At 39.4% G+C, this 20,156-nt stretch carries 23 protein-coding genes; 6 read left to right on the forward strand and 17 right to left on the reverse strand.

The window, feature by feature from the left end; translation table 11 throughout:
* Position 1: 1 nt before the first annotated feature.
* Together purE and NO991_RS06215 are read right to left on the reverse strand one after the other, a co-directional pair.
* Positions 2-484, reverse strand: a complete 483-nt coding sequence (gene purE, locus NO991_RS06210) for a 5-(carboxyamino)imidazole ribonucleotide mutase (RefSeq protein WP_054553887.1) — start codon at positions 482-484, stop codon at positions 2-4.
* Positions 485-745: 261 nt separating this feature from the next.
* The gene (locus tag NO991_RS06215) at positions 746-2,332 is read right to left on the reverse strand and encodes an ABC-F family ATPase (RefSeq protein WP_082401562.1); all 1,587 of its coding nucleotides are present in this window, start codon (positions 2,330-2,332) and stop codon (positions 746-748) included.
* A gap of 205 nt (positions 2,333-2,537) precedes the next feature.
* Between NO991_RS06215 and NO991_RS06220 the strand changes: the two genes are divergently transcribed.
* Both NO991_RS06220 and NO991_RS06225 read left to right on the forward strand, forming a co-directional pair.
* Entirely contained in the window at positions 2,538-3,059 is a 522-nt protein-coding gene (locus NO991_RS06220) for a TetR/AcrR family transcriptional regulator (RefSeq protein WP_199529560.1), read from the forward strand.
* Positions 3,060-3,230: 171 nt separating this feature from the next.
* A complete protein-coding gene (locus tag NO991_RS06225) occupies positions 3,231-4,439 on the forward strand; it encodes a porin (protein WP_371351798.1) in 1,209 nt (402 codons plus the stop codon).
* Between the two features lie 62 nt (positions 4,440-4,501).
* Here the strand turns inward: NO991_RS06225 and NO991_RS06230 are convergent, their stop codons facing one another.
* From NO991_RS06230 to NO991_RS06260, 7 genes are all read right to left on the reverse strand, one after another.
* Positions 4,502-4,885 (reverse strand): nuclear transport factor 2 family protein, encoded by a 384-nt coding sequence (locus NO991_RS06230; protein ID WP_371351800.1) that lies wholly within the window; start codon positions 4,883-4,885, stop codon positions 4,502-4,504.
* Positions 4,886-5,203: 318 nt separating this feature from the next.
* Positions 5,204-6,088, reverse strand: a complete 885-nt coding sequence (locus tag NO991_RS06235) for a GGDEF domain-containing protein (protein WP_371351801.1) — start codon at positions 6,086-6,088, stop codon at positions 5,204-5,206.
* Positions 6,079-6,438, reverse strand: a complete 360-nt coding sequence (locus NO991_RS06240) for a group 1 truncated hemoglobin (protein ID WP_339979385.1) — start codon at positions 6,436-6,438, stop codon at positions 6,079-6,081. The genes NO991_RS06235 and NO991_RS06240 overlap by 10 nt, the downstream gene beginning before the upstream one ends.
* Positions 6,439-6,724: 286 nt before the next feature.
* Positions 6,725-7,036, reverse strand: coding sequence for an antibiotic biosynthesis monooxygenase (locus NO991_RS06245; RefSeq protein ID WP_371351802.1), 312 nt, complete (start codon positions 7,034-7,036; stop codon positions 6,725-6,727).
* Positions 7,037-7,041: 5 nt separating this feature from the next.
* A complete protein-coding gene (locus NO991_RS06250; protein WP_371351803.1) occupies positions 7,042-7,452 on the reverse strand; it encodes a GFA family protein in 411 nt (136 codons plus the stop codon).
* A gap of 21 nt (positions 7,453-7,473) precedes the next feature.
* On the reverse strand, positions 7,474-7,905 hold the full coding sequence (locus NO991_RS06255; protein ID WP_138616765.1) for a DUF3859 domain-containing protein: 432 nt from the start codon (positions 7,903-7,905) through the stop codon (positions 7,474-7,476).
* Between the two features lie 82 nt (positions 7,906-7,987).
* Positions 7,988-8,467 carry a GNAT family N-acetyltransferase gene (locus NO991_RS06260; RefSeq protein ID WP_199529556.1) on the reverse strand — a complete coding sequence of 160 codons (480 nt, stop codon included), beginning with the start codon at positions 8,465-8,467 and terminating at the stop codon, positions 7,988-7,990.
* An 80-nt stretch (positions 8,468-8,547) separates the two neighbouring features.
* Between NO991_RS06260 and NO991_RS06265 the strand changes: the two genes are divergently transcribed.
* Entirely contained in the window at positions 8,548-8,751 is a 204-nt protein-coding gene (locus NO991_RS06265; protein WP_054561447.1) for a hypothetical protein, read from the forward strand.
* Between the two features lie 37 nt (positions 8,752-8,788).
* On the opposite strand, the gene htpX is transcribed toward NO991_RS06265, so the two are convergent.
* From htpX to bioB, 5 genes are all read right to left on the reverse strand, one after another.
* Complete coding sequence (gene htpX, locus NO991_RS06270; protein WP_054561446.1) at positions 8,789-9,649, reverse strand: protease HtpX; 861 nt, start codon at positions 9,647-9,649, stop codon at positions 8,789-8,791.
* Between the two features lie 174 nt (positions 9,650-9,823).
* Positions 9,824-10,507: a dethiobiotin synthase gene (gene bioD / locus NO991_RS06275; RefSeq protein ID WP_300419285.1), complete on the reverse strand. Its 684-nt coding sequence runs from the start codon at positions 10,505-10,507 to the stop codon at positions 9,824-9,826.
* Positions 10,508-10,520: 13 nt separating this feature from the next.
* Positions 10,521-11,312, reverse strand: coding sequence for a methyltransferase domain-containing protein (locus NO991_RS06280; RefSeq protein WP_300544021.1), 792 nt, complete (start codon positions 11,310-11,312; stop codon positions 10,521-10,523).
* The gene (locus tag NO991_RS06285; protein ID WP_300360060.1) at positions 11,309-12,442 is read right to left on the reverse strand and encodes an 8-amino-7-oxononanoate synthase; all 1,134 of its coding nucleotides are present in this window, start codon (positions 12,440-12,442) and stop codon (positions 11,309-11,311) included. The genes NO991_RS06280 and NO991_RS06285 overlap by 4 nt, the downstream gene beginning before the upstream one ends.
* 7 nt (positions 12,443-12,449) lie before the next feature.
* Positions 12,450-13,490 (reverse strand): biotin synthase BioB, encoded by a 1,041-nt coding sequence (gene bioB / locus NO991_RS06290; protein WP_054553903.1) that lies wholly within the window; start codon positions 13,488-13,490, stop codon positions 12,450-12,452.
* A gap of 98 nt (positions 13,491-13,588) precedes the next feature.
* On the opposite strand from bioB, the gene bioA reads away from it, so the two are divergent.
* On the forward strand, positions 13,589-14,881 hold the full coding sequence (bioA, locus tag NO991_RS06295; RefSeq protein WP_371351804.1) for an adenosylmethionine--8-amino-7-oxononanoate transaminase: 1,293 nt from the start codon (positions 13,589-13,591) through the stop codon (positions 14,879-14,881).
* 297 nt (positions 14,882-15,178) lie between these two features.
* Here the strand turns inward: bioA and NO991_RS06300 are convergent, their stop codons facing one another.
* Positions 15,179-15,613, reverse strand: a complete 435-nt coding sequence (locus tag NO991_RS06300) for an ATP-binding protein (protein ID WP_235372977.1) — start codon at positions 15,611-15,613, stop codon at positions 15,179-15,181.
* Between the two features lie 259 nt (positions 15,614-15,872).
* Here NO991_RS06300 and asnS point away from each other — a divergent pair, with 259 nt between their 5' ends.
* Both asnS and NO991_RS06310 read left to right on the forward strand, forming a co-directional pair.
* Complete coding sequence (gene asnS, locus NO991_RS06305; RefSeq protein ID WP_130166360.1) at positions 15,873-17,270, forward strand: asparagine--tRNA ligase; 1,398 nt, start codon at positions 15,873-15,875, stop codon at positions 17,268-17,270.
* 150 nt (positions 17,271-17,420) lie between these two features.
* Positions 17,421-18,350, forward strand: a complete 930-nt coding sequence (locus NO991_RS06310; protein ID WP_300419241.1) for a PstS family phosphate ABC transporter substrate-binding protein — start codon at positions 17,421-17,423, stop codon at positions 18,348-18,350.
* A gap of 70 nt (positions 18,351-18,420) precedes the next feature.
* Here the strand turns inward: NO991_RS06310 and NO991_RS06315 are convergent, their stop codons facing one another.
* Both NO991_RS06315 and NO991_RS06320 read right to left on the reverse strand, forming a co-directional pair.
* A complete protein-coding gene (locus tag NO991_RS06315) occupies positions 18,421-19,347 on the reverse strand; it encodes an electron transfer flavoprotein subunit alpha/FixB family protein (RefSeq protein ID WP_300357746.1) in 927 nt (308 codons plus the stop codon).
* Complete coding sequence (locus NO991_RS06320) at positions 19,348-20,097, reverse strand: electron transfer flavoprotein subunit beta/FixA family protein (RefSeq protein WP_063705098.1); 750 nt, start codon at positions 20,095-20,097, stop codon at positions 19,348-19,350.
* Between the last annotated feature and the right edge of the window lie 59 nt (positions 20,098-20,156).

Here is a 20,156-nt window from a genome sequence, read left to right on the forward strand (position 1 = left end):
ATTACTCTGCAGGATTAGGGTTAGCTAAGATAGTGTCTGTTTGTTCTTTACGGAAAGCTTCAACTTTTGCGAAGATTTCAGGCTGTTGGCAACCTAAAATTTGTGCCGCTAAAAGGCCAGCATTTGCAGCACCCGCTTCACCGATAGCCAATGTACCGACCGCAACACCTTTAGGCATTTGGCAGATAGATAATAACGAATCTACACCATTAAGTGTTTTAGACTTAACTGGCACACCTAAAACTGGCAGTGATGTAAACGCCGCAGCCATACCTGGTAAGTGCGCAGCACCACCGGCACCGGCGATAATAATTTTAATGCCGCGATCTGCAGCTGAACTTGCATAGTCAGCAAGTAATTGAGGGGTACGGTGAGCAGAAACAACTTTAGTTTCGTATTCAATGCCGAATTTTTCTAGCATTAACGCCGCATGTTCCATCGTTGGCCAGTCTGATTTGGAACCCATAATAATGCCAACAGTCATAAATACACCTCAGTTAAATAGTTTTCTAAAAAGCGGACTTTTGTCCTTATTTTGTGGCGGGTATTATATACCTAACTCACATCAAGATGCGAGTTTCAGTTGGAATTAAAAGCGTTTTTGCAAGGGCGTTGATGCAAATAATAGAGGTTCTATTGTTAAAATCTATAACGCAGTATAAATTCTCTTAAACCACATCAAGATGCGACTCTAGAAGCACAAAAAAGCCATGACATGCATGGCTTTTAATCACTCATCAGCTAATTAAGCTTCTTTGCTTGCTAGGTACTCAGTGTATGTACCTTTAAAGTCGATAACTTTGCCGTCTTTGATTTCCCAAATACGGTTTGCAAGCGATGATACAAATTGTCTATCGTGAGATACGAACAATAATGTCCCTTCGTATGCTTCAAGTGCTAAGTTAAGCGCTTCGATAGATTCCATATCCATGTGGTTGGTTGGCTCATCCATTAATAAGATGTTTGGTTTATGCATCATAATTTTGCCAAACAGCATACGGCCTTGCTCACCGCCTGAAATCACTTTTACTGACTTTTTGATATCGTTTTGTGAAAACAGCATACGACCTAAGAAACTACGAACAACTTGTTCGTCGTCACCTTCTTGTTGCCATTGTTCCATCCACTCGAATAAGTTCATGTCTTGTTCGAACTCGTCAGCATGGTCCTGAGCGTAATAACCGATATTAGCGTTATCAGACCATTTAAATTCACCTTGCTTCGGTGCTAAACGACCAGCAAGAGTATTTAATAGTGTGGTTTTACCAACACCGTTCTCACCGATAATTGCAATGCGCTCGCCTACTTCAACTAGGCCTTCAAGGCCACTGAATAATGTTTCTTCAAAGCCTTGTGTTAAATTTGTTAGCTCTAAGGCATTACGGAATAACTGCTTTTCTTGCTCAAAACGAATAAACGGGCTTTGACGAGAAGAAGCTTTAACTTCTTCAAGCTGAATTTTATCAATTTGTTTAGCTCGCGACGTGGCTTGTTTTGCTTTTGAAGCGTTCGCAGAGAAGCGCGATACGAACTGTTGAAGTTCTGCAATTTGGCTTTTCTTCTTGGCATTTTCGCTTAGTAGACGCTCACGAGCTTGCGTTGCAGCAAACATGTATTCATCGTAGTTACCCGGGTAAATACGAAGCTCGCCGTAATCAATGTCAGCCATGTGTGTACAAACTGAGTTTAAGAAGTGACGGTCGTGCGAAATGATGATCATGGTGCAGTCGCGTTGGTTTAACACGTCTTCTAGCCACTTGATGGTGTAAATGTCCAAGTTATTGGTAGGCTCATCGAGTAGCATGATATCTGGATCAGAAAACAGCACTTGTGCAAGTAACACACGCAGTTTAAAACCTGGTGCAATTTCAGACATAGGGCCGTAGTGTTGCTCTGTGCCAATACCTACACCAATTAGTAACTCACCTGCTTTAGCTTCTGCTGAGTAACCATCCATTTCGGCAAACTCAGTTTCTAGGTCTGCTACACGCATACCGTCTTCTTCGCTCATCTCAGGTAAGCTGTAAATACGGTCACGCTCTTTTTTTACTTCCCACAGCTCTTTATGACCCATGATCACTGTGTCGATTACAGAAAACTCTTCGTAAGCAAACTGGTCTTGGTTTAGTTTAGCAATACGCTCGTTTGGATCTGTGCTGACATTACCTGAAGATGGCTCTAGTTCACCACTTAGGATTTTCATGAAGGTTGATTTACCACAGCCATTCGCACCGATTAAACCGTAACGGTTACCGTCTCCAAATTTTGCTGAGATATTTTCGAATAAAGGTTTAGCACCAAATTGCATGGTGATATTAGCTGTACTAATGATAGCGGTACCCTCCAGCGGGTAAAAAGTAAAAATGAAACTGTGTGCAATTTTAAACTAAAGCCGCTTGGCACGCCATGAAAGATTAGTTAAATCAATTCCTCAATTTACAACTAAAATTGTTAGGTCTACATTTAGTGAACACGCTCACTTTTATTAGTGAACGCGCTCACTTTTAAATTTAACTATAAAAATTAAGATATTAGCTATGGGTAATTACGATAAGACACATCAGCATATTTTAAATGTTGCTTGGCAACTTTTTTCTAAACATGGGTTCAATGAAACATCTACACGGCAAATATCTTCTACTTGTGGTATTGCAATCGGTACTTTGTTTAAACATTTTGATAGTAAAATTACGATTTTAGAAGCATGTCTTGATCTAAGGTTTCATGACGTATTAGAACTTGCCAAAGAAACCGACATTCACCGCCCTCCTCGTCTTAAAATCAATCATTATGCTCAATACTTTTATCAATTTTACTGTTTACATCACCGCTTTTATAAAGTGCTTTTTAGCCAACGCTTGTTCTGCAAAACCTTTCAACAACAACACATGGAACTAATTCAATCATTAGTATTTGCCGATCAACCGCAATTTAATAAAGTTAAAGCTGCTATATTACTCGACTGCTATTTTATGACCTTATTGTATGGATTGGGCGCTGAAACTCCGAATACAAAATTGATGCTGAGAACGCTTAGTCAGAAAGTGTCTATATTTTAAGCTCACTAACTCATTGATAATTCGATATTGTGAACCTAAAGTGAATAATTTTTCCTCAAACAAGGTTTGTTGCATGATAATTTTTCACTTTTGACCCAATTTTAGCTTTGATAATCTCCGACTCTTAACTAAATTATACCTATTAGGGACAATATTTAATCAAGGTACATTATGAAAAGAACACACGCTGCCTTTTTTGTTGCGGGCATGATAAGCATGCCTACAGCGAATGCCATCGAGATCTACAACGATCAAACCAATAGTGTCACTATAGGTGGCTTTATAGATGCAAGGGTTATTAATACACAAGGTGAAACAGAGGTAGTTAATGGTGCATCACGAATCAATTTAGATTTTAAGCGTCAATTAAAAAATGGCTGGCAAGCCTTGGCATTATTAGAATGGGGTGTAAACCCTGTTGGTAGTAGTGACATTATTTATAATAATCGCTTTGAATCGATTCAAGATGAGTTTTTATATAACCGACTTGGCTATGTTGGCCTTAAACATGAAGACTATGGTCAAATTACATTAGGCAAACAATGGGGTGCATGGTATGACGTTGTTTATAACACCAACTACAGTTTAGTGTGGGATGGTAACGCCGCGGGTGTTTATACCTACAATAAAGATGACGGTGCAGTAAATGGTACTGGTCGCGGTGATAAAGTACTACAGTATCGTAATACGTGGGGAAAATTTCATCTTGCCCTACAAGCGCAACTGAAATCAGATGACTTTTATACCTGCGACATTGCAGACATATCACGAAGTTCATGTGAACTGTTATTTAATCAAGGTAATGCCGCAGCACAAAGAGTAGAGTTTAATTCAACCTATGGTGCGGCTATCACCTACAATGCAACAAATAATTTAAAATTTACTGCAGGGGTTAACCGCGGCGAATTTGATATTGTTTATGCAAACGGTCGCGATCAACTCGTTACAGATCTTATCTATGGTGTTGGTGTTACTTATGGTGATTTTTATAAACCAGGCTGGTATGCATCAGCAAATATAAATAAAAACGAAAACCACGACACCGACAACTTAGGACGCTTAATCAAAGATGCCGTTGGTTTAGAGTCAATTCTAAGTTATCGCTTTGATAATGACATTCGTACTTTTGTTGCCTATAACGTATTTGATACAGGTAGTGACTATGTTATTCAGCCTAACTTTAATGCCGACCCTGAAGATGTGTTTAAACGCCAATTTGCAGTTTTAGGTGTGCACTACTTTATGGCTGAAGATACCATTTTATATATCGAAGCTCGTAAGGATTTTAGTGACTTTTCAAGTAATGACGCAGAGCAAGAAACACAGATGTCTCAAACCGAAGATGACGGTATAGCTATCGGATTTAATTATACTTTGTAGCTACGATAAACACTAAGCCCACTATTGTGGGCTTTACAACGATAAGTCGCTTACGTACATATTCAATACATTGAGTTACCATTCAAAGTCTCTTGTGGTATCTGTTGTATTGAATCCCAGTGTTCAACAATCTTGCCATTTTCATCAAACCGAAAGAAATCCATAGTGACATATTGGTCATTCCCGGGCCATATTTGGTGAGTATGAAGTGCAACAAGATTACCTTCTGCTATGGCACGAACAAAATCAATTTTCTTATCTGGATATTCATTATGCATTTTTTCAAAATAGGCAATGAATGAGGCTGTTCCATCACCAACTAAAGGATTATGTTGTATGTATACTTCGCCTACATACTTTTCAACCGCTACAGATGGATTTCCTAGATAAGCGGTTTTGTAAAACTCAATAGCATTTCTCTTATTTAATTCTAAATCAACCGACATTTAGCACCTCTTCACAAATTTGTGGATTATGCTTGTATTTAAGAAATGTAAGACAAGCTAATTACACATTTTACTAAAGCATAATAGTTCCTTTTCTGAATATTCTATTTCTACCAGAGCTATTAACTGATAACTAGCCAGAAAAGTTAGCAATGGAGCGTTCAAATTTCCGATAATAACGAATGACGGTTACACTTCACTTTAGTAAATAGCTTATATGTTACGTATGTTGGAATGGGTACGTGTTAGCAGAAAAATAAGCTATTAATCTTTTAGCGAATCTAAAATGTATAAAGTATCAGTAATCAATTTAGCGTTTTAAGCACCTTCAAACTTTACTACACGCGAACGGCCATTCTCTTTAGCAATATAAAGTGCTTTATCAGCTTTATTCAAAAGCTCATCAAGTGAAATGCCGTCTTTACCATACACAGCAACACCTGCGCTAAACGACATACCTATATTTGAGTTATCAGGTGTCATTAGCTTTATGGTCTTAGTTGTTTGAAGTAGTGTTTCTGTATTGGCAAAACAAAACGTGTCTTTATTGTTTATTTGAATAAGGCAAAACTCTTCACCGCCAAGTCTTGCAAAGTAACACGTATCATCAATGCTATCTTTTACATGCTTTGCAAAGGTGACTAATACTTGGTCGCCAAAATCATGGCCAAATGAATCATTAAAATGCTTAAAGTGATCAAGATCGATAATTGAAACTGTACAACTAAATTCTTTATGATTTGATTGTAACTGACTGAATTTTGCAAATAAGGCTCGCCTATTTGGCACATTTGTTAATTGGTCAGTATGAGCAAGTTCAAACATTTGCTTACTGTAGTCTTCTAAGAGAGTGTTTGTTCGGTTAAACAAAAACTGGTTTCTCTTAAGTTCGGTGATATCCTCACCTTCAACAATGACGTGCTCACCCACTACATTGGCAGTAAATCTAAATATATTACGATAAGAACCGTTATTAATTTCCACTTCAAGCTTATCAGTATCATTTTCTAATAATTTCGAAATAATTAATTGTACTAAGCTTCTGTTAGTTGGATTGTTCGATGCATCTAGATAATGCTGTGCAACAAGTTGAAATGAGTTGTTTTGAAATACTTCCTTGTGTTCATTAGCCGACAAAACAACGACAGGTAACTGCAAATAATTTAAAACAGAATAATACGCGTTGTTTTGCTCTAATGACATACGATAAAGTCTCGCTTTGTTTCAAGCTTAGCTATGACTTGCTTCGCGTCATCTTCTGATATTCCTTGTTCAGAAAATGTAAGCGACAAGATATTTATCATTTCTTGCCAATCTTTAATATTAATACCTAAATTTTTATGGGCTTGTGCTAGCTGTTCATCACTGATGTAATCAGGTCCACCCATTAAAGATGAGATAAAACTTGTTTGATGATGAATTAACCTTTCCATGTTGGTATGTTTAAAATGAGCATTAAGGGTTTCTGACTTCAAAATATTGTCATAAAACTTTTCTATGACTTTATAAATTCGAGAAAAACCACCGTATTTGATAAACAAAGAAGATTCCACATCGAGTCCTGTATTATCGATAAATATTTAAGTAGCTAATAAGGCACCACAAAAGATGACAAGAAAGTCTGCAAGCTATTGATATTTAAATTATAGAAAGGAAAAGAGATTTTGCATTTTTGAATAAGCAAATAATGGGATTATTCTCATTATTTGCACGTAAATATTAATAGCCCCTCTTACACCCCATATCTGTTGATTTAAAAATCTTAAATTCAAAGATATTTGCCGAGATTGAAATAAACCCCAAAACAGTATGATGTGTTCTTTTTATGGTTAATGGCTATTACAATGAATAATCGCGTTCTACTTTAGCAATACGCGTTGTAAAGGCGCTGTACCATTTGTCTCTGCCGAGCTGTTGGGCGTTTAAGTGCTCAACGTTTTGTTTCCAGGCTCTTATCGCATCTAAGTTTTGCCAATACGACACCGTAATACCCAAACCATCACGAACAGACTCTATACCTAAATACCCTGGTTGTTGCTCTGCAAGTTCTACCATTCTATTAGCCATTTCTTCATAACCGGTGGTATCGTCAGATAAGGTATTCGTAAAAATCACGGCGTAATAAGGCGGTTTTGGTGTATTCGCTATCATGGCTGTTACTTCCCCCTACTTGGTTCAAAACCATCATAACATGGAGTTTTTTCGTCAAATGTATCCCAATTTGCTTTAGAGCTTACAAAGTTATGGCTGATCGGGCGCTCATTTATATCGCTATCTAATAAACCTAAGCGAATACGTAAGCGGCTTGGGTCATCTTTATTCTCGCTATAAATAGGTGAGCCACAATAGCTACAAAAATAACGAATTCTGCCGGGTTTAAATTCAAACGCGCTTAGATGCTGCTTACCTTCTGTGAGGTTAAAACCATCTCGTTGAATAAAGCCATTGGTTGCGTAGGCTGTGCCTGAGTTTTTACGACATAAGGAGCAATGACAATGAATAATTGAGTCTATACCACCAGCAATAGTTACTTTTACTTTGCTGCATAAACAACTTCCTTGATACATAGTCCCTCTCAGGTTTAAAGATTAATAACCGCGATGCTTCCAAAATTCAGTGGCAGTGCCTTCGGCTTCCTTTAATAAGTTAAAGGATTTATCAGCAATTATATGGCCATTTAACTCAATAGTCATGCGCCAAATACCTACTTTATTGTCAACAGGTGCCCATATCGTATCACCTAAATAAAACTGCCAATCGTTTGTTTTAACGTACTGTTCGCCCTCAAACGGTGGCATGATCTCGCCATCTTCATCCGGAATATCTGGGTGGTAAACGCAAAATTTAATTTTTTGTCCTTTGGCCTTTTTAATGTTAACTATAAAGCCAAATTCAATATCTAACTGTGCAGGAACGTCTGTTGTAAACTCGGTGATTTGTGGCAGGTCTTTCTCTTTTGCATCCCAATGACTGTAAATGCCGTAACTTTCAATAGTGGTAATTGGCTTTGCTTTTGCCATAGCTGCAAGCGCTCCTTTTTAAAAATGAGGCGCTATTTTATAGTAGCAACCCTACCAGAACAAGATTGTACTATTATAGTAATTAGCTAACGTATTTTACCCAGTGAGTGTCATGTTGTTGAAAGCCACATTTAGTTAAAAGTTTAATACTTGCGCTATTATTTGGGTTAACTAAAGCTAACACACTGTTTAGCGGAGCAGGTACATAGGTCGTCAGTTTTTCAAATAGCATATCTAGTACCTTTTGCATTATTCCTTTGCCAAAGTATTGAGACGACAACTCAAACCCCAACATGCCCTGTCCGTCAATTATGTTAAATATGCCTACGCTGCCAATAACCTGCCCACTACTTCGTAAAACAATAACTAAACGAATGCCTTGTTGATTATAAAAACGTTCTATGTCGCCTTGAATAAAGTCGTACACGTCACCTTTCGTTATATCAGCGCCGTAATCATTAAATGTTTGTACTTGCGGATCTTTTAAAATATCCCATATCGCTTGGCAATCTCTATGACGAATTGGGCGTAAGTCAAAGGCTAAGTCATCGTGGCTAGACACGTTAATTTCTTCTTTTTGCTTTATGAGCTGGCATTATTGTCTTACTATAAACGCAATTTCAAGCAATTAGATTAAGTTCGATGAGTGAAGAATTTAAAGTAATTCAACCTACCACCACAGTATACTGTAAAGAACGCGGGGAAGGCTGGACCTTAACAGGGATCACCAGTATTGATGAACATACTTCTGTGATGTTTGATGGCGTAAGGTATACCTTACCGGCCCGTGAAATTGTTGAGGTTTTATTGCCACAACAACTCGAGCGAGAGAAAAACCAACAATAAAAAAAGCCAGCATCAAGCTGGCTTTTTCGTGTTTAAATTAACGTAATGCGTTAATACGCTCATCAAGTGGTGGGTGCGATGAGAATAATTCAGCAACACCTTTACCGCTTGCAATACCAAATGCCATCATTGAACCTTCAAGTTGTGATGGGTGGTTTTGTTTTAAACGCTCAAGGGCGCTGCGCATTTTATCTGCACCTACTAGTTTTGCTGCACCGGCATCCGCAGAGAATTCGCGTTTACGGCTATAGTATGCAACAATCACACTTGCTAGAACACCAAATAACATTTGGAAAATCATATCGAACAAGAAGTATGTCCAGCTACTCCCGCCCTCTTCTTCATCACTATTAAGGAAGTTATCAACAATACCTGCCAATACTTTCGCCATAAAGATAACAAAGGTATTCACTACACCTTGGATAAGTGTCAGCGTTACCATGTCACCATTTGCAATGTGTGACACCTCATGAGCCAATACCGCCTCAGCTTGATCTTGATTCATGTTGTGTAATAAACCTGTGCTCACAGCCACCAGCGAGTTGTTCTTACTTGGGCCGGTCGCAAATGCGTTCATTTCAGGGCTATCGTAAATAGCCACTTCTGGCATCGCGATACCTGCTTTTTTAGCTTGCGCTGCTACCGTCGAAACTAACCATTGTTCTGTTTCAGAACGAGGTTGTTCAATAACATGTGCACCAGTTGATTTTTTTGCCATCCATTTCGACATAAATAACGAAATAAACGAGCCACCAAAACCAAATACGGTCGAAATAACTAAAATGCCGCCTAGACTGCGATGGCTAATACCCAGTACGCTCATCACAATAGACAACACAATACCTAACACTAGCATTACCGCTAAGTTAGTCAGTAGAAACAAAAATACACGCTTCATAAAAACCTCAGAATAAACATACCAATTGTATTAACTAACGACATGGTTAAAAATCGTTAGTTAATAAAATTATCTGGGTGTTCTACCAACTCAGTTTAGGGCTTATGCAATTGGTTGCAAGGAACTAATTGCAACCAATTGTGACAGAGTATGTCAAAAGTAACAACTCAATTATTATGGGTTGATAGATAAAATTTCAAGTAAGGTTTTGTAAATTTTTAATTTAGGGGTGCCGTCTGTATACGGACTAATCGCTAAAAGCGGGAAAGGCAATGCTGATTTTAGTGTTTCTAAATTGGCGTCTTGTTCACGCATGTTTGGGTCTACATGATTTGCAATCCAACCCACACAATTTACACCGAGCGCTTTAAAGTGAGCAGCTGTCAATAGTGCGTGATTAAGGCAACCAAGCTTCATGCCTACTACTAGAACAACATCAAGGTTTTGTGATTTAACCCAATCGCACAGTAAATCAGTTTCGTTGATAGGTAAACACCAACCGCCTGCACCTTCTGTAAGAATATAATCGGTATTGAGTGCTTTTACATTTGCATAAGCAGTATCGAGTTTATCAAATGACAGTCTGTCACCTACTTGGGCAGCTGCAATATGCGGTGCAATGGGTGGCTCATAGGTAAAGGGGTTAACAATGTTGTATTTAACACCAATTGATGAGCTTTCCATTAAGGTTAATGCATCATCATTGACTAGCTGCCCAAATGCTTCTTCGGCACCTGCTGCAATGGGTTTAAACCCAACCGCACGCTGTTTATGTTGTGCTAGTAAGTTTAATAATAAACTGGTGACATGGGTTTTTCCGGCATCGGTGTCTGTACCCGTGATAAAAAATTCTTTCATTTTTGAGTTAATTCTATTTTTCTAGTTCTAAAAGGACAACTTGATAGCTCACTCTAGCATGCCCATCAACCAGAGGGTAAGCCTTACAAACACTATTAAGTGCCTGTCTTGTTAATAACCCTTTGCGTTTTTGCTTAGTTTGCAATGAGGTAGCACCAATCGCTTTTATCGACCGCAGCGCATCTAAGGGAGAGTTATAGGAATCTATATAACATCTTTCGGCTGCAAAATTCAGTTTAAACCCCGCCAATTTTGCATACTCAATAATGTGACTAGCACTATGAAACTGATTAATATGGTTTTGCTCATCTAAACAAGCAAAAGCCTGTTTGATCTCTTTAAGGGATCCATCTACCACGCAGCTTAAATAAACCTTACCGCCCGCTTTTAATGCGGAAAAAAGATTTTTAATTAGTGCCTCTAAATCAGCAGACCATTGCATTGCAAAATTACTAAACACACAATCAAGGGAGTTTTGCTGTAATGGTAGGTTATCCATATCAGCACACACTTTTAAACAATGCGGGTTTTGCTCTGTGCTTAGCATGGAATGACTTAAATCCATTGCCAATACAGTATCAAAGTGTGTTTTAAGCATTGCCGTGTTAACTAAAGGCCCAGCCCCTAAATCAAGGCAAGTACCCTGCTGATGTTTACTTGCCATCATTTTAAATAAGTGCGCAGCCGCTTGTTTTTGAACATTAGCATGGCTTGCGTAATTTGCAGCTGCTTTAGAGAACTTAGCTTGTGTTGTTAGCTTATTACTGTGTTGAAAACTTAAAGGCGCTTGCAGTTGAACACTCATAAACACTCCACTAGCGAATCAACCAGCTGTTTTATATCGTCAGCTTGATGTGCGCTACTTAAGGTTATTCTAAGTCGAGCCGTATTAAATGGCACCGTGGGTGGTCGAATAGCGGTTAACCACACGCCTTTCTCTTTAAGCTTATTAGCAACCGCTAGCGTGTGCTCTGCATCGCCCAATACTAAAGGCTGAATAGCCGTTGATGATTCCATTAATGCTAAGTTATGCTCTTTGGCAAGTGCTCTAAAGTAGGCAATATTCTCTGTAAGCTGAGAGCGTTTTTCATCAGCTTTTAATATCTTTTCGAGTCGCTCAAGAGTACAACTTGCCATCAGTGCTGACATCGCTGTTGAATATATGTATTCGCGATTAAACTGCAACATGTAATCAATCATTTGCTTTGATGCAAGCAGGCAAGCGCCACTACTTGCCAGTGCCTTGCCAAAGGTGATGATCAGTAAATCAGGCTTGATTGCCTCACAACTGCCTAAGCCTTGCTCACCTAACACGCCAAAGCCATGGGCATCGTCAATCATCAGCCACGCGTTGTATTGTTTAGCGAGTTTACAAAGTGCTTCAATGGGGGCTTGATCGCCATCCATCGAAAACACCCCTTCGCTCACTATAAGCTTATGCTTTGCTTTTGACTTTTGTAACCGAGATTCTAAGTGCCTAAGGTCGTTATGATTAAAGCGCACCATGGCAGCGGCAGAATGAAGGCCGCCATCAATTAGGCTGGCATGATTAAGCTTATCTTGAAAAATTGCCGATGATTGCGCCACGGTTTTATCTTGAAACAACGCTTTTAATACGCTGCTATTAGCACTAAATCCGCTATTAAATAACATGGCGCTTTCGTAGCCTAATAACTCGCATAAACGCTGCTCAAGCTGTTGTTGTGGTTTATTATAACCATTCACTAATGCTGAACTGTGGCTACCTAGCTGCTGCGCTTGTATCTCAATAAAATCATCCGAAAAGCCAAGGTAGTCATTACTGGCAAAATTTAAATACTGTTTGCCTGCAACCTGAATAAAGCGCCCGCTTGATTGCTCAACAAGTTGGCGCTTTCTCAGTAATGCATCTGCTTGTCGCTCAACAAGATGCTCGGCAATAAAATCAAAAGCCATTTAAATATTACGCTTCGTAAAATAGTTCTGATGTTGCTTTATCAGCAACTTTTGATGAAAGTGATGCTGCAACCGCTTCATCAGAATAATCTTCACGGGTTTCTGGGTTCATGCCTAATTTTTTAATCAGCATCATGTCTGCGTCTGCTTCAGGGTTTTCTGTAGTCAGTAGTTTATCACCGTAGAAAATTGAATTAGCACCAGCAAAGAAACACATTGATTGCATTTGTTCATTCATCGCCGTACGACCAGCAGATAACCGAACATAGCTTTTCGGCATCATGATACGTGCAACAGCAATGGTACGAATAAACTCAAAATGGTCTAAGTCTTCGACATCTTCAAGTGGCGTGCCTTTAACCTTAACCAACATATTAATTGGCACACTCTCTGGCTGCTGCGGCAAATTAGCTAATTGCATTAATAAACCAAAACGGTCAGCAGCCTGCTCGCCCATACCAACAATACCACCAGAGCACACTTTCATGCCGGCATCACGCACGTTATCGATGGTGTTTAAACGGTCTTGGTAAGTTCGTGTTGTAATGATCTGTTGGTAATACTCAGGTGATGTATCTAAGTTATGGTTGTAGTAATCAAGACCCGCGTCTTTTAATGCATGGGCTTTTTCGTTATCTAGCATGCCAAGGGTCATACAGGTTTCAAGGCCGAGCTCTTTAACCTCTTTTACCATTTTTGAAATATAAGGCATGTCACGTTCTTTCGGATCAGACCACGCAGCGCCCATACAAAAACGGGTAGCGCCTTTTTCTTTGGCAACACGCGCTTGCTCAACCACTTTTTCTACTTCCATAAGGCGTTCACGGTCTAAGTCTGTTTTATAATGACCTGACTGAGGACAATATTTGCAATCTTCTGGGCAAGCACCGGTTTTAATAGATAATAAAGTAGAAATTTGTACTTCATTTGGATTGAAGTTTTCACGATGTACGCTGGCCGCTTTAAATAACAAATCATTGAACGGCATTTCAAATAATGCTTTTACTTCTTGGTGAGTCCAATCGTGACGGACAACTGCGTGCTCCATAATAGTCTCTTTTTTTAAATTATTGGGACGGTTAGATTGGCTTAGTCTACGACTTGACGTAACATTGTCAACGAATCGAAGTGATATAAAGTTTACATATGATTAATAAACAACCAATAGATTTAGATTTTGATCGTGAGCATATTTGGCACCCTTATACTTCTATGACTCAGCCCCTGCCCGTTTACCCAGTCAGTCATGCCAATACAAATCGTATTTTCTTAGAAACTGGCGAAAGCCTAATAGATGGTATGGCCTCTTGGTGGAGTGCCATCCATGGTTACTGCCACCCTGTTTTAAATGAAGCAATCACCCAGCAAGTTAGCAAAATGAGCCATGTCATGTTTGGTGGTTTAACTCACGAGCCCGCTGTTGAGCTATGTAAAAAGCTAGTCAGTATCACACCTGAGTCACTCGATAAGGTGTTCTTAGCCGACAGTGGCTCTGTGAGTGTTGAAGTTGCCATAAAAATGGCCTTGCAGTACTGGCTTAGCCAAGGTTACACCAGCAAACAAAAATTAATGACGCCGCTTAAGGGCTACCATGGCGATACCTTTGCAGCGATGAGCGTTTGCGATCCCGTTAATTCAATGCACAGCATGTACTCCGGATTTTTACCTGAACATGTTTTTGTGCCTGCGCCGAGTGCTAAATTTAACGGCGAGTTTAGCCCTGCTGAAGCTGATACACTTGAAAGCTACTTTGCCGCTCACCATCAAGATGTTGCGGCATTTATCATTGAACCCATAGTTCAAAATGCTGGGGGCATGAATTTTTACCATCCCGATTACTTAAAACACCTGCGCATTCTTTGTGATAAGTATGATGTTTTACTTATTTGTGATGAAATTGCCACAGGCTTTGGCCGCACTGGCACCTTGTTTGCTGTTGAGCACGCCAACATAGAGCCTGATATTTTATGTATTGGCAAAGCATTAACGGGTGGCATGATGACCCTATCAGCAACATTAACCACCAGTAAAGTCGCTGTTGGCATTAGTGAAGGTGAAGCCGGCGTATTAATGCATGGCCCAACTTTTATGGGTAACCCGCTTGCCTGTGCTACAGCCTGTGCGAGTATTGATTTACTGCTTGAGCAACCGTGGCAAGAGCAAATTGAACACATAAATGATGTACTGACAGCGCAACTTGCAAAGTGTAAGCAGCTCGATGCAGTCGTTGATGTGCGAACATTGGGGGCAATTGGTGTTGTTGAGCTTAAGCGAAGTGTAGATGTAGCAAAGATTCAACGCTTTTTTATCGAGCAAGGTGTGTGGATACGCCCGTTTGGTAATTTAATTTATTTAATGCCGCCTTACATAAGCGACGAACAAAGCTTAACTAAGTTATGCAATGCTATTTATGCAGCCATAGAACAGCAGGCGTATTAGGGCGTGTTGACCCTTTGTGATTAATTTTGCAGCAGTGTGTTTGGTATTTAGGCAAGGCAGAGCCTATGTAGTGTGATTGTTCCACATAAATAGGCGATAACGCAGCATCAATGCCAAACACGCGCTGCCCTTCGGGTTCTTTCTAGGGGCGATTAACTCTTTGTTGCTCGATTTTTACTTAGCCCACTAGGTTACAAATCTCGCGCCGCGATTAAATCGCCCCTAGAGTGAACAAATTTTAATCCACAAAGGTCAACACGCCCTCTTGGGAAGCGAATGCTTCCTTTTCTTTAAACTTTACCATTCAAACATATAAGCCATTTTACTTATCATGCGAAGTGGTACTTTATGTTCGCAGCGCTTGGCATAAAGGTGCTGTAATGATTTATCTTTAATTTCACCAACGATCACTTCTTTTACTTGATAACCCAGTGCAGTGGCCGCTTGTGCATAGGCGATAAATTCCCACTTTTTAATATTAGTGTTATCAACAATTACTAACGGGATTTCTTCTGCTAAGGCATTAATAAAGCGGGCAAGGTTTAGATTGTGATACTCAGATAACTTGTACTTATCAAATTGATACTCACCTTCGCTATTGTAAAAATAATCATCTGTTGCGCACACGACATAATCACTTTCATTACCAGCTACCAACTCATCAGCAAGGCTTTGTGCGTAATATGATTTACCTGAGCCTGGTAAGCCGCGAAGAATAAAAACTTGTTTCATAGCACCTGTTATACAATTTAATTAAAGACTAAAGGACAGTAATTGTTAATGATGCCACAAAATAACCAATTAGCGCAGCGAGAATTTAAATAAACGCAAATTTTACGCAAAATATTGCTGCTATTTTACTCAATTGAAGAAAAACTACTAAAGAGTGCGTCACAATAGTTTTTTTATTTGATTTACGAGGGTAAGATAGTCGATTCAAGTGCAATGCACAGCATTATTATATTAGGCAACTTATATCATTGGAGTGAAGATGAGCCATTTAGCGATTTCAGAGCTATTAAAAGGCAAGGTTGCGGTAGACAGCCAAGTAACAGTAAAAGGCTGGATCCGTACACGCCGCGATTCAAAAGCAGGAATTTCATTTTTAGCCGTTCATGACGGTTCGTGTTTTGATCCTATTCAAGCGGTAGTACCTAATTCACTCAATAATTATGATGAAGTAACACGTTTAACAGCAGGTTGTTCTGTATCTGTAACCGGTGTTCTAGTGCCATCTGCAGGTCAAGGTCAGTCTTTCGAAATTCAAGCTAACTCTGTAGAAGTATTAGGTTGGGTTGAGAACCCAGACACCTACCCTATGTCTGCTAAACGTCACAGCATTGAATATTTACGTGAGCACGCACACCTTCGCCCTCGTACTAACATCATTGGTGCGGTAACCCGTGTACGTAACTGTTTAGCACAAGCGATTCACCGTTTTTATCACGAGCAAGGCTACTACTGGATCAGCACACCTATCATCACTGCTAGTGACTGTGAAGGCGCCGGTGAAATGTTCCGTGTATCTACTTTAGATATGCAAAACTTGCCACGCACAGATAAAGGCGACATCGATTACAGTGAAGATTTCTTCGGTAAAGAAGCATTCTTAACAGTATCTGGTCAGTTAAATGGTGAGACATACGCATCTGCAATGTCAAAAATCTATACTTTTGGCCCGACTTTCCGTGCTGAAAACTCAAACACATCTCGTCACTTAGCAGAGTTTTGGATGGTTGAACCTGAAGTTGCATTCGCAGATTTAGAAGATATCGCAAAACTTGCTGAAGACATGCTGAAATATGTTTTCAATGCAGTATTAACTGAGCGTCGTGACGATATGGAATTCTTTGCACAACGTGTTGAGAAAACAGCTATCTCACGCTTAGAAGAGTTCGTAACTAAAGATTTCGCACAAGTTGATTACACAGATGCTATCGAAATCTTAAAAGCGTGTGGCAAGAAATTCGAATACCCTGTTGAATGGGGTGTAGATTTACAATCTGAGCACGAACGTTACCTTGCTGAAGAGCACTTTAATGCGCCAGTAGTTATTAAAAACTACCCGCGTGATATTAAAGCCTTCTACATGCGTCAAAACGAAGACGGTAAAACAGTCGCTGCAATGGACGTAGTTGCACCAGGTATTGGTGAAATCATCGGTGGTTCTCAACGTGAAGAGCGTCTAGATGTATTAGATAAGCGTCTAGAAGAAATGGGCTTAAACAAAGAAGATTACAGCTGGTACCGCGACCTACGTAAATACGGCACTGTACCGCACTCAGGTTTTGGTCTAGGTTTTGAGCGTCTAGTTGCATATGTAACCGGTATGGGTAACGTACGTGACGTTATCGCTTTCCCACGTACAAAAGGTAGCGCGACTTACTAATAAGCAACGCTATACAATTTAAAAGCCGCTTTCGAGCGGCTTTTTTAATGCTAACACACTATAATATATAAAAAATCTGGTAGAGATTTAGCAAACATATATAAATAGCCTATATTGAAAGTAGTCTAATAATTAAGAGCTCATTTTATTATGCACTTTCGCGCTATTCAGACCATTTTACTAGTAACCTCATCATTAATCGCATGCAAAGTCACGGCACTAGAAGAAGACTTAAACGCAAAGCCTATTTTTATTGCTGGTTCAACTTCTGTTTCTGCATTATTAATAGATCTTAAGAGCGAATTAAGTCAAGAATTTGGTAATAGCATACAAATAAGACCTATGGGTAGCGATAAAGGAATTATCGCAATTGCAGATAATGTCATCGATATTGGCACAAGCTCCCGATACCTCACCAAAGATGAACAACAAAGATGGCCCTTTTTACGGCAAATTGTTTTAGCACAAGATGCGATCACTTTTTTTGTAAATAAAAACCTCAATATCGATGAGTTATCAACTAGTACACTCAGTGCTATATATCAGGGTAAACTCGCTAAGTGGTCAGATGTTTCTCCGCATACTCCGAAACTTAGTAGTAAAAATGATGAGATTTTGCTTTTCAGCAAAGGCACAACGCACGGCAGTTTTGATGTGTTTTTAGAGTATTTACAGCTTGATTACATCAAAGAACCAGACAGTAATTTTATTCGCCTAAAAAATGCTGGAAATAGAGGCCTATTTTCTGAACAAAAAGTTGAATTATACGATCAATTTAATCAAGCGCTGGGAATTGTACAACGAATACAAAATGCTATTGCTTATGATTCATATGGAGCAATAACCAAGCTTGAAAACGATAGAAGAATAAATAAAGTGAGTTTATTAGCAATTGATGGCGTTAGCCCGTCTATCGAAACAATTCAAAGTGGAGAATACGCTTTTGTTCGCCCATTGGTATTGATAGTTAATACACAATCACCGCGTTCAAAGAAAATAGGTGACAAATTAGCTGTATTTATAAAGTCAAAAAAGATACAACAAAAAATGCTCGATATTGGCTACCTTCCAGTAAAATAGCTTCGTAAATATAAAAAAAGCTGCGCACCTAAAAAGGTGAACAGCTTTTAACAACCAGAATCGTTATGAATTACAGAGCGCTTTCAAGCTCTGGTAACACATCAAATAAATCAGCAACTAAACCATAGTCTGCGACTTGGAAAATTGGCGCATCAGGGTCTTTATTGATGGCAACAATCACTTTAGAGTCTTTCATACCCGCTAAGTGTTGAATTGCACCACTGATACCTACAGCAATATATAAATCTGGCGCAACAATTTTACCGGTTTGACCCACTTGCATATCGTTTGGTACAAAACCCGCATCAACAGCAGCACGTGAAGCACCAATTGCTGCGCCTAGTTTGTCGGCAATCCCATTTAATAACGCAAAGTTTTCACCATTTTGCATACCACGACCACCTGAAATAACCACAGGTGCAGCTGTTAGCTCTGGGCGTTCGGATTCAGTTTGCTCTTCTGATACAAACTCACTCAGACCAACAGAACCTTTACCCACAACGCTTGTAACAGCTACTGGCGCTTGCTCTTGTGCAATATCAAAGCTACTTGCACGAACAGTAATCACTTTTTTGCTATCTAGTGATTTAACTGTCGCAATTGCATTACCTGCATAAATAGGACGCTTAAAGGTATCTGCATCAATCACATCGATGATTTCAGAAATTTGCGCAACATCTAAAAGTGCAGCAACACGTGGCATAAAGTTTTTACCCGTTGTTGTTGCGCTTGCGACAATGTGTGAATAGTTATCAGCTAAAGATAAAACTAGATCAGCTAGGTTTTCTGCAAGTTGATTAGCATAAGCTGCATCATCGGCAATAAGTACGTTACTAACACCTGCAATTGATGCTGCTTGTTCACTCATTGCTGATAAGTTTTCGCCTGCAAGTAGTAAATCTACATCAAAGCCTAGTTTAACAGCAGCAGTAATCGTTTTATTGGTTTCAGGCTTTAGAACACCTTTATCGTGTTCGGCTATCACTAATGTTTTCATTTAGATCACCTTCGCTTCTGTTTTTAACTTTTCTACCAATGTTGCTACATCTTCTACGATGATGCCGCCACTGCGTTTTTCTGGCTCGTTTACTTCTACCAGCTGTACGCGAGGCGCAAGGTCTACACCTAGGCTGTCAGCAGCAATTACATCAAGAGGCTTGCGTTTTGCCTTCATAATGTTTGGCAATGAAGCATAGCGTGGTTCATTTAAACGTAAGTCTGTGGTTACGATAGCAGGAAGTTTAAGAGCAACTGTTTGCAAGCCACCGTCTACTTCACGTGTTACATTAACGGTACCCGCTTGAACATCGACTTTAGATGCAAAGGTGCCTTGGCCACGACCCGTTAAAGCAGCAAGCATTTGACCGGTTTGATTGTTGTCAGAGTCAATCGATTGCTTACCTAAAATAACCAGCTCAGGTGATTCTTGCTCTACAATCTTGCTCAGTAATTTAGCAACATGTAAAGACTCAAGCTTTTCTTCTGTTTCAATATGAATGGCTTTATCAGCACCGAGTGCTAATGCCGTACGTAATTGCTCTTGAGATGATTTATTACCAATAGTCACAGCAACAACCTCTGTGGCCGTCCCTGCTTCTTTTAAACGAATAGCTTCTTCAATTGCAATTTCACAAAACGGGTTCATCGCCATTTTTACATTAGCTAGATCAACATCCGTTTTATCGGCTTTAACGCGTGCTTTGACGTTGTAGTCAATTACTCTTTTAATTGGAACGAGGACTTTCATCGTGACTCCATCAATTGTGTGTTCTCAAAGTTAACCTAAACGTCAACTTATTTATTTTA

Source organism: Pseudoalteromonas sp. DY56-GL22 (assembly GCF_041414715.1).
Taxonomy (GTDB): Bacteria; Pseudomonadota; Gammaproteobacteria; order Enterobacterales; family Alteromonadaceae; genus Pseudoalteromonas; species Pseudoalteromonas simplex.

Excerpts from the sequence above, each read along its gene's own strand:
- NO991_RS06255 (WP_138616765.1), bottom strand. The coding sequence starts at position 7,905 with ATGGCAAAAGCAAAGCCAATTACCACTATTGAAAGTTACGGCATTTAC.
- NO991_RS06230 (WP_371351800.1), bottom strand. The coding sequence starts at position 4,885 with ATGTCGGTTGATTTAGAATTAAATAAGAGAAATGCTATTGAGTTTTAC.
- NO991_RS06265 (WP_054561447.1), top strand. The coding sequence starts at position 8,548 with ATGAGTGAAGAATTTAAAGTAATTCAACCTACCACCACAGTATACTGT.
- NO991_RS06220 (WP_199529560.1), top strand. The coding sequence starts at position 2,538 with ATGGGTAATTACGATAAGACACATCAGCATATTTTAAATGTTGCTTGG.
- bioA (WP_371351804.1), top strand. The coding sequence starts at position 13,589 with ATGATTAATAAACAACCAATAGATTTAGATTTTGATCGTGAGCATATT.
- NO991_RS06310 (WP_300419241.1), top strand. The coding sequence starts at position 17,421 with ATGCACTTTCGCGCTATTCAGACCATTTTACTAGTAACCTCATCATTA.
- NO991_RS06280 (WP_300544021.1), bottom strand. The coding sequence starts at position 11,312 with ATGAGTGTTCAACTGCAAGCGCCTTTAAGTTTTCAACACAGTAATAAG.
- NO991_RS06250 (WP_371351803.1), bottom strand. The coding sequence starts at position 7,452 with ATGTATCAAGGAAGTTGTTTATGCAGCAAAGTAAAAGTAACTATTGCT.
- purE (WP_054553887.1), bottom strand. The coding sequence starts at position 484 with ATGACTGTTGGCATTATTATGGGTTCCAAATCAGACTGGCCAACGATG.
- bioB (WP_054553903.1), bottom strand. The coding sequence starts at position 13,490 with ATGGAGCACGCAGTTGTCCGTCACGATTGGACTCACCAAGAAGTAAAA.
- NO991_RS06300 (WP_235372977.1), bottom strand. The coding sequence starts at position 15,613 with ATGAAACAAGTTTTTATTCTTCGCGGCTTACCAGGCTCAGGTAAATCA.
- htpX (WP_054561446.1), bottom strand. The coding sequence starts at position 9,649 with ATGAAGCGTGTATTTTTGTTTCTACTGACTAACTTAGCGGTAATGCTA.
- bioD (WP_300419285.1), bottom strand. The coding sequence starts at position 10,507 with ATGAAAGAATTTTTTATCACGGGTACAGACACCGATGCCGGAAAAACC.
- NO991_RS06285 (WP_300360060.1), bottom strand. The coding sequence starts at position 12,442 with ATGGCTTTTGATTTTATTGCCGAGCATCTTGTTGAGCGACAAGCAGAT.
- NO991_RS06315 (WP_300357746.1), bottom strand. The coding sequence starts at position 19,347 with ATGAAAACATTAGTGATAGCCGAACACGATAAAGGTGTTCTAAAGCCT.
- asnS (WP_130166360.1), top strand. The coding sequence starts at position 15,873 with ATGAGCCATTTAGCGATTTCAGAGCTATTAAAAGGCAAGGTTGCGGTA.
- NO991_RS06235 (WP_371351801.1), bottom strand. The coding sequence starts at position 6,088 with ATGTCATTAGAGCAAAACAACGCGTATTATTCTGTTTTAAATTATTTG.
- NO991_RS06245 (WP_371351802.1), bottom strand. The coding sequence starts at position 7,036 with ATGATAGCGAATACACCAAAACCGCCTTATTACGCCGTGATTTTTACG.
- NO991_RS06225 (WP_371351798.1), top strand. The coding sequence starts at position 3,231 with ATGAAAAGAACACACGCTGCCTTTTTTGTTGCGGGCATGATAAGCATG.
- NO991_RS06320 (WP_063705098.1), bottom strand. The coding sequence starts at position 20,097 with ATGAAAGTCCTCGTTCCAATTAAAAGAGTAATTGACTACAACGTCAAA.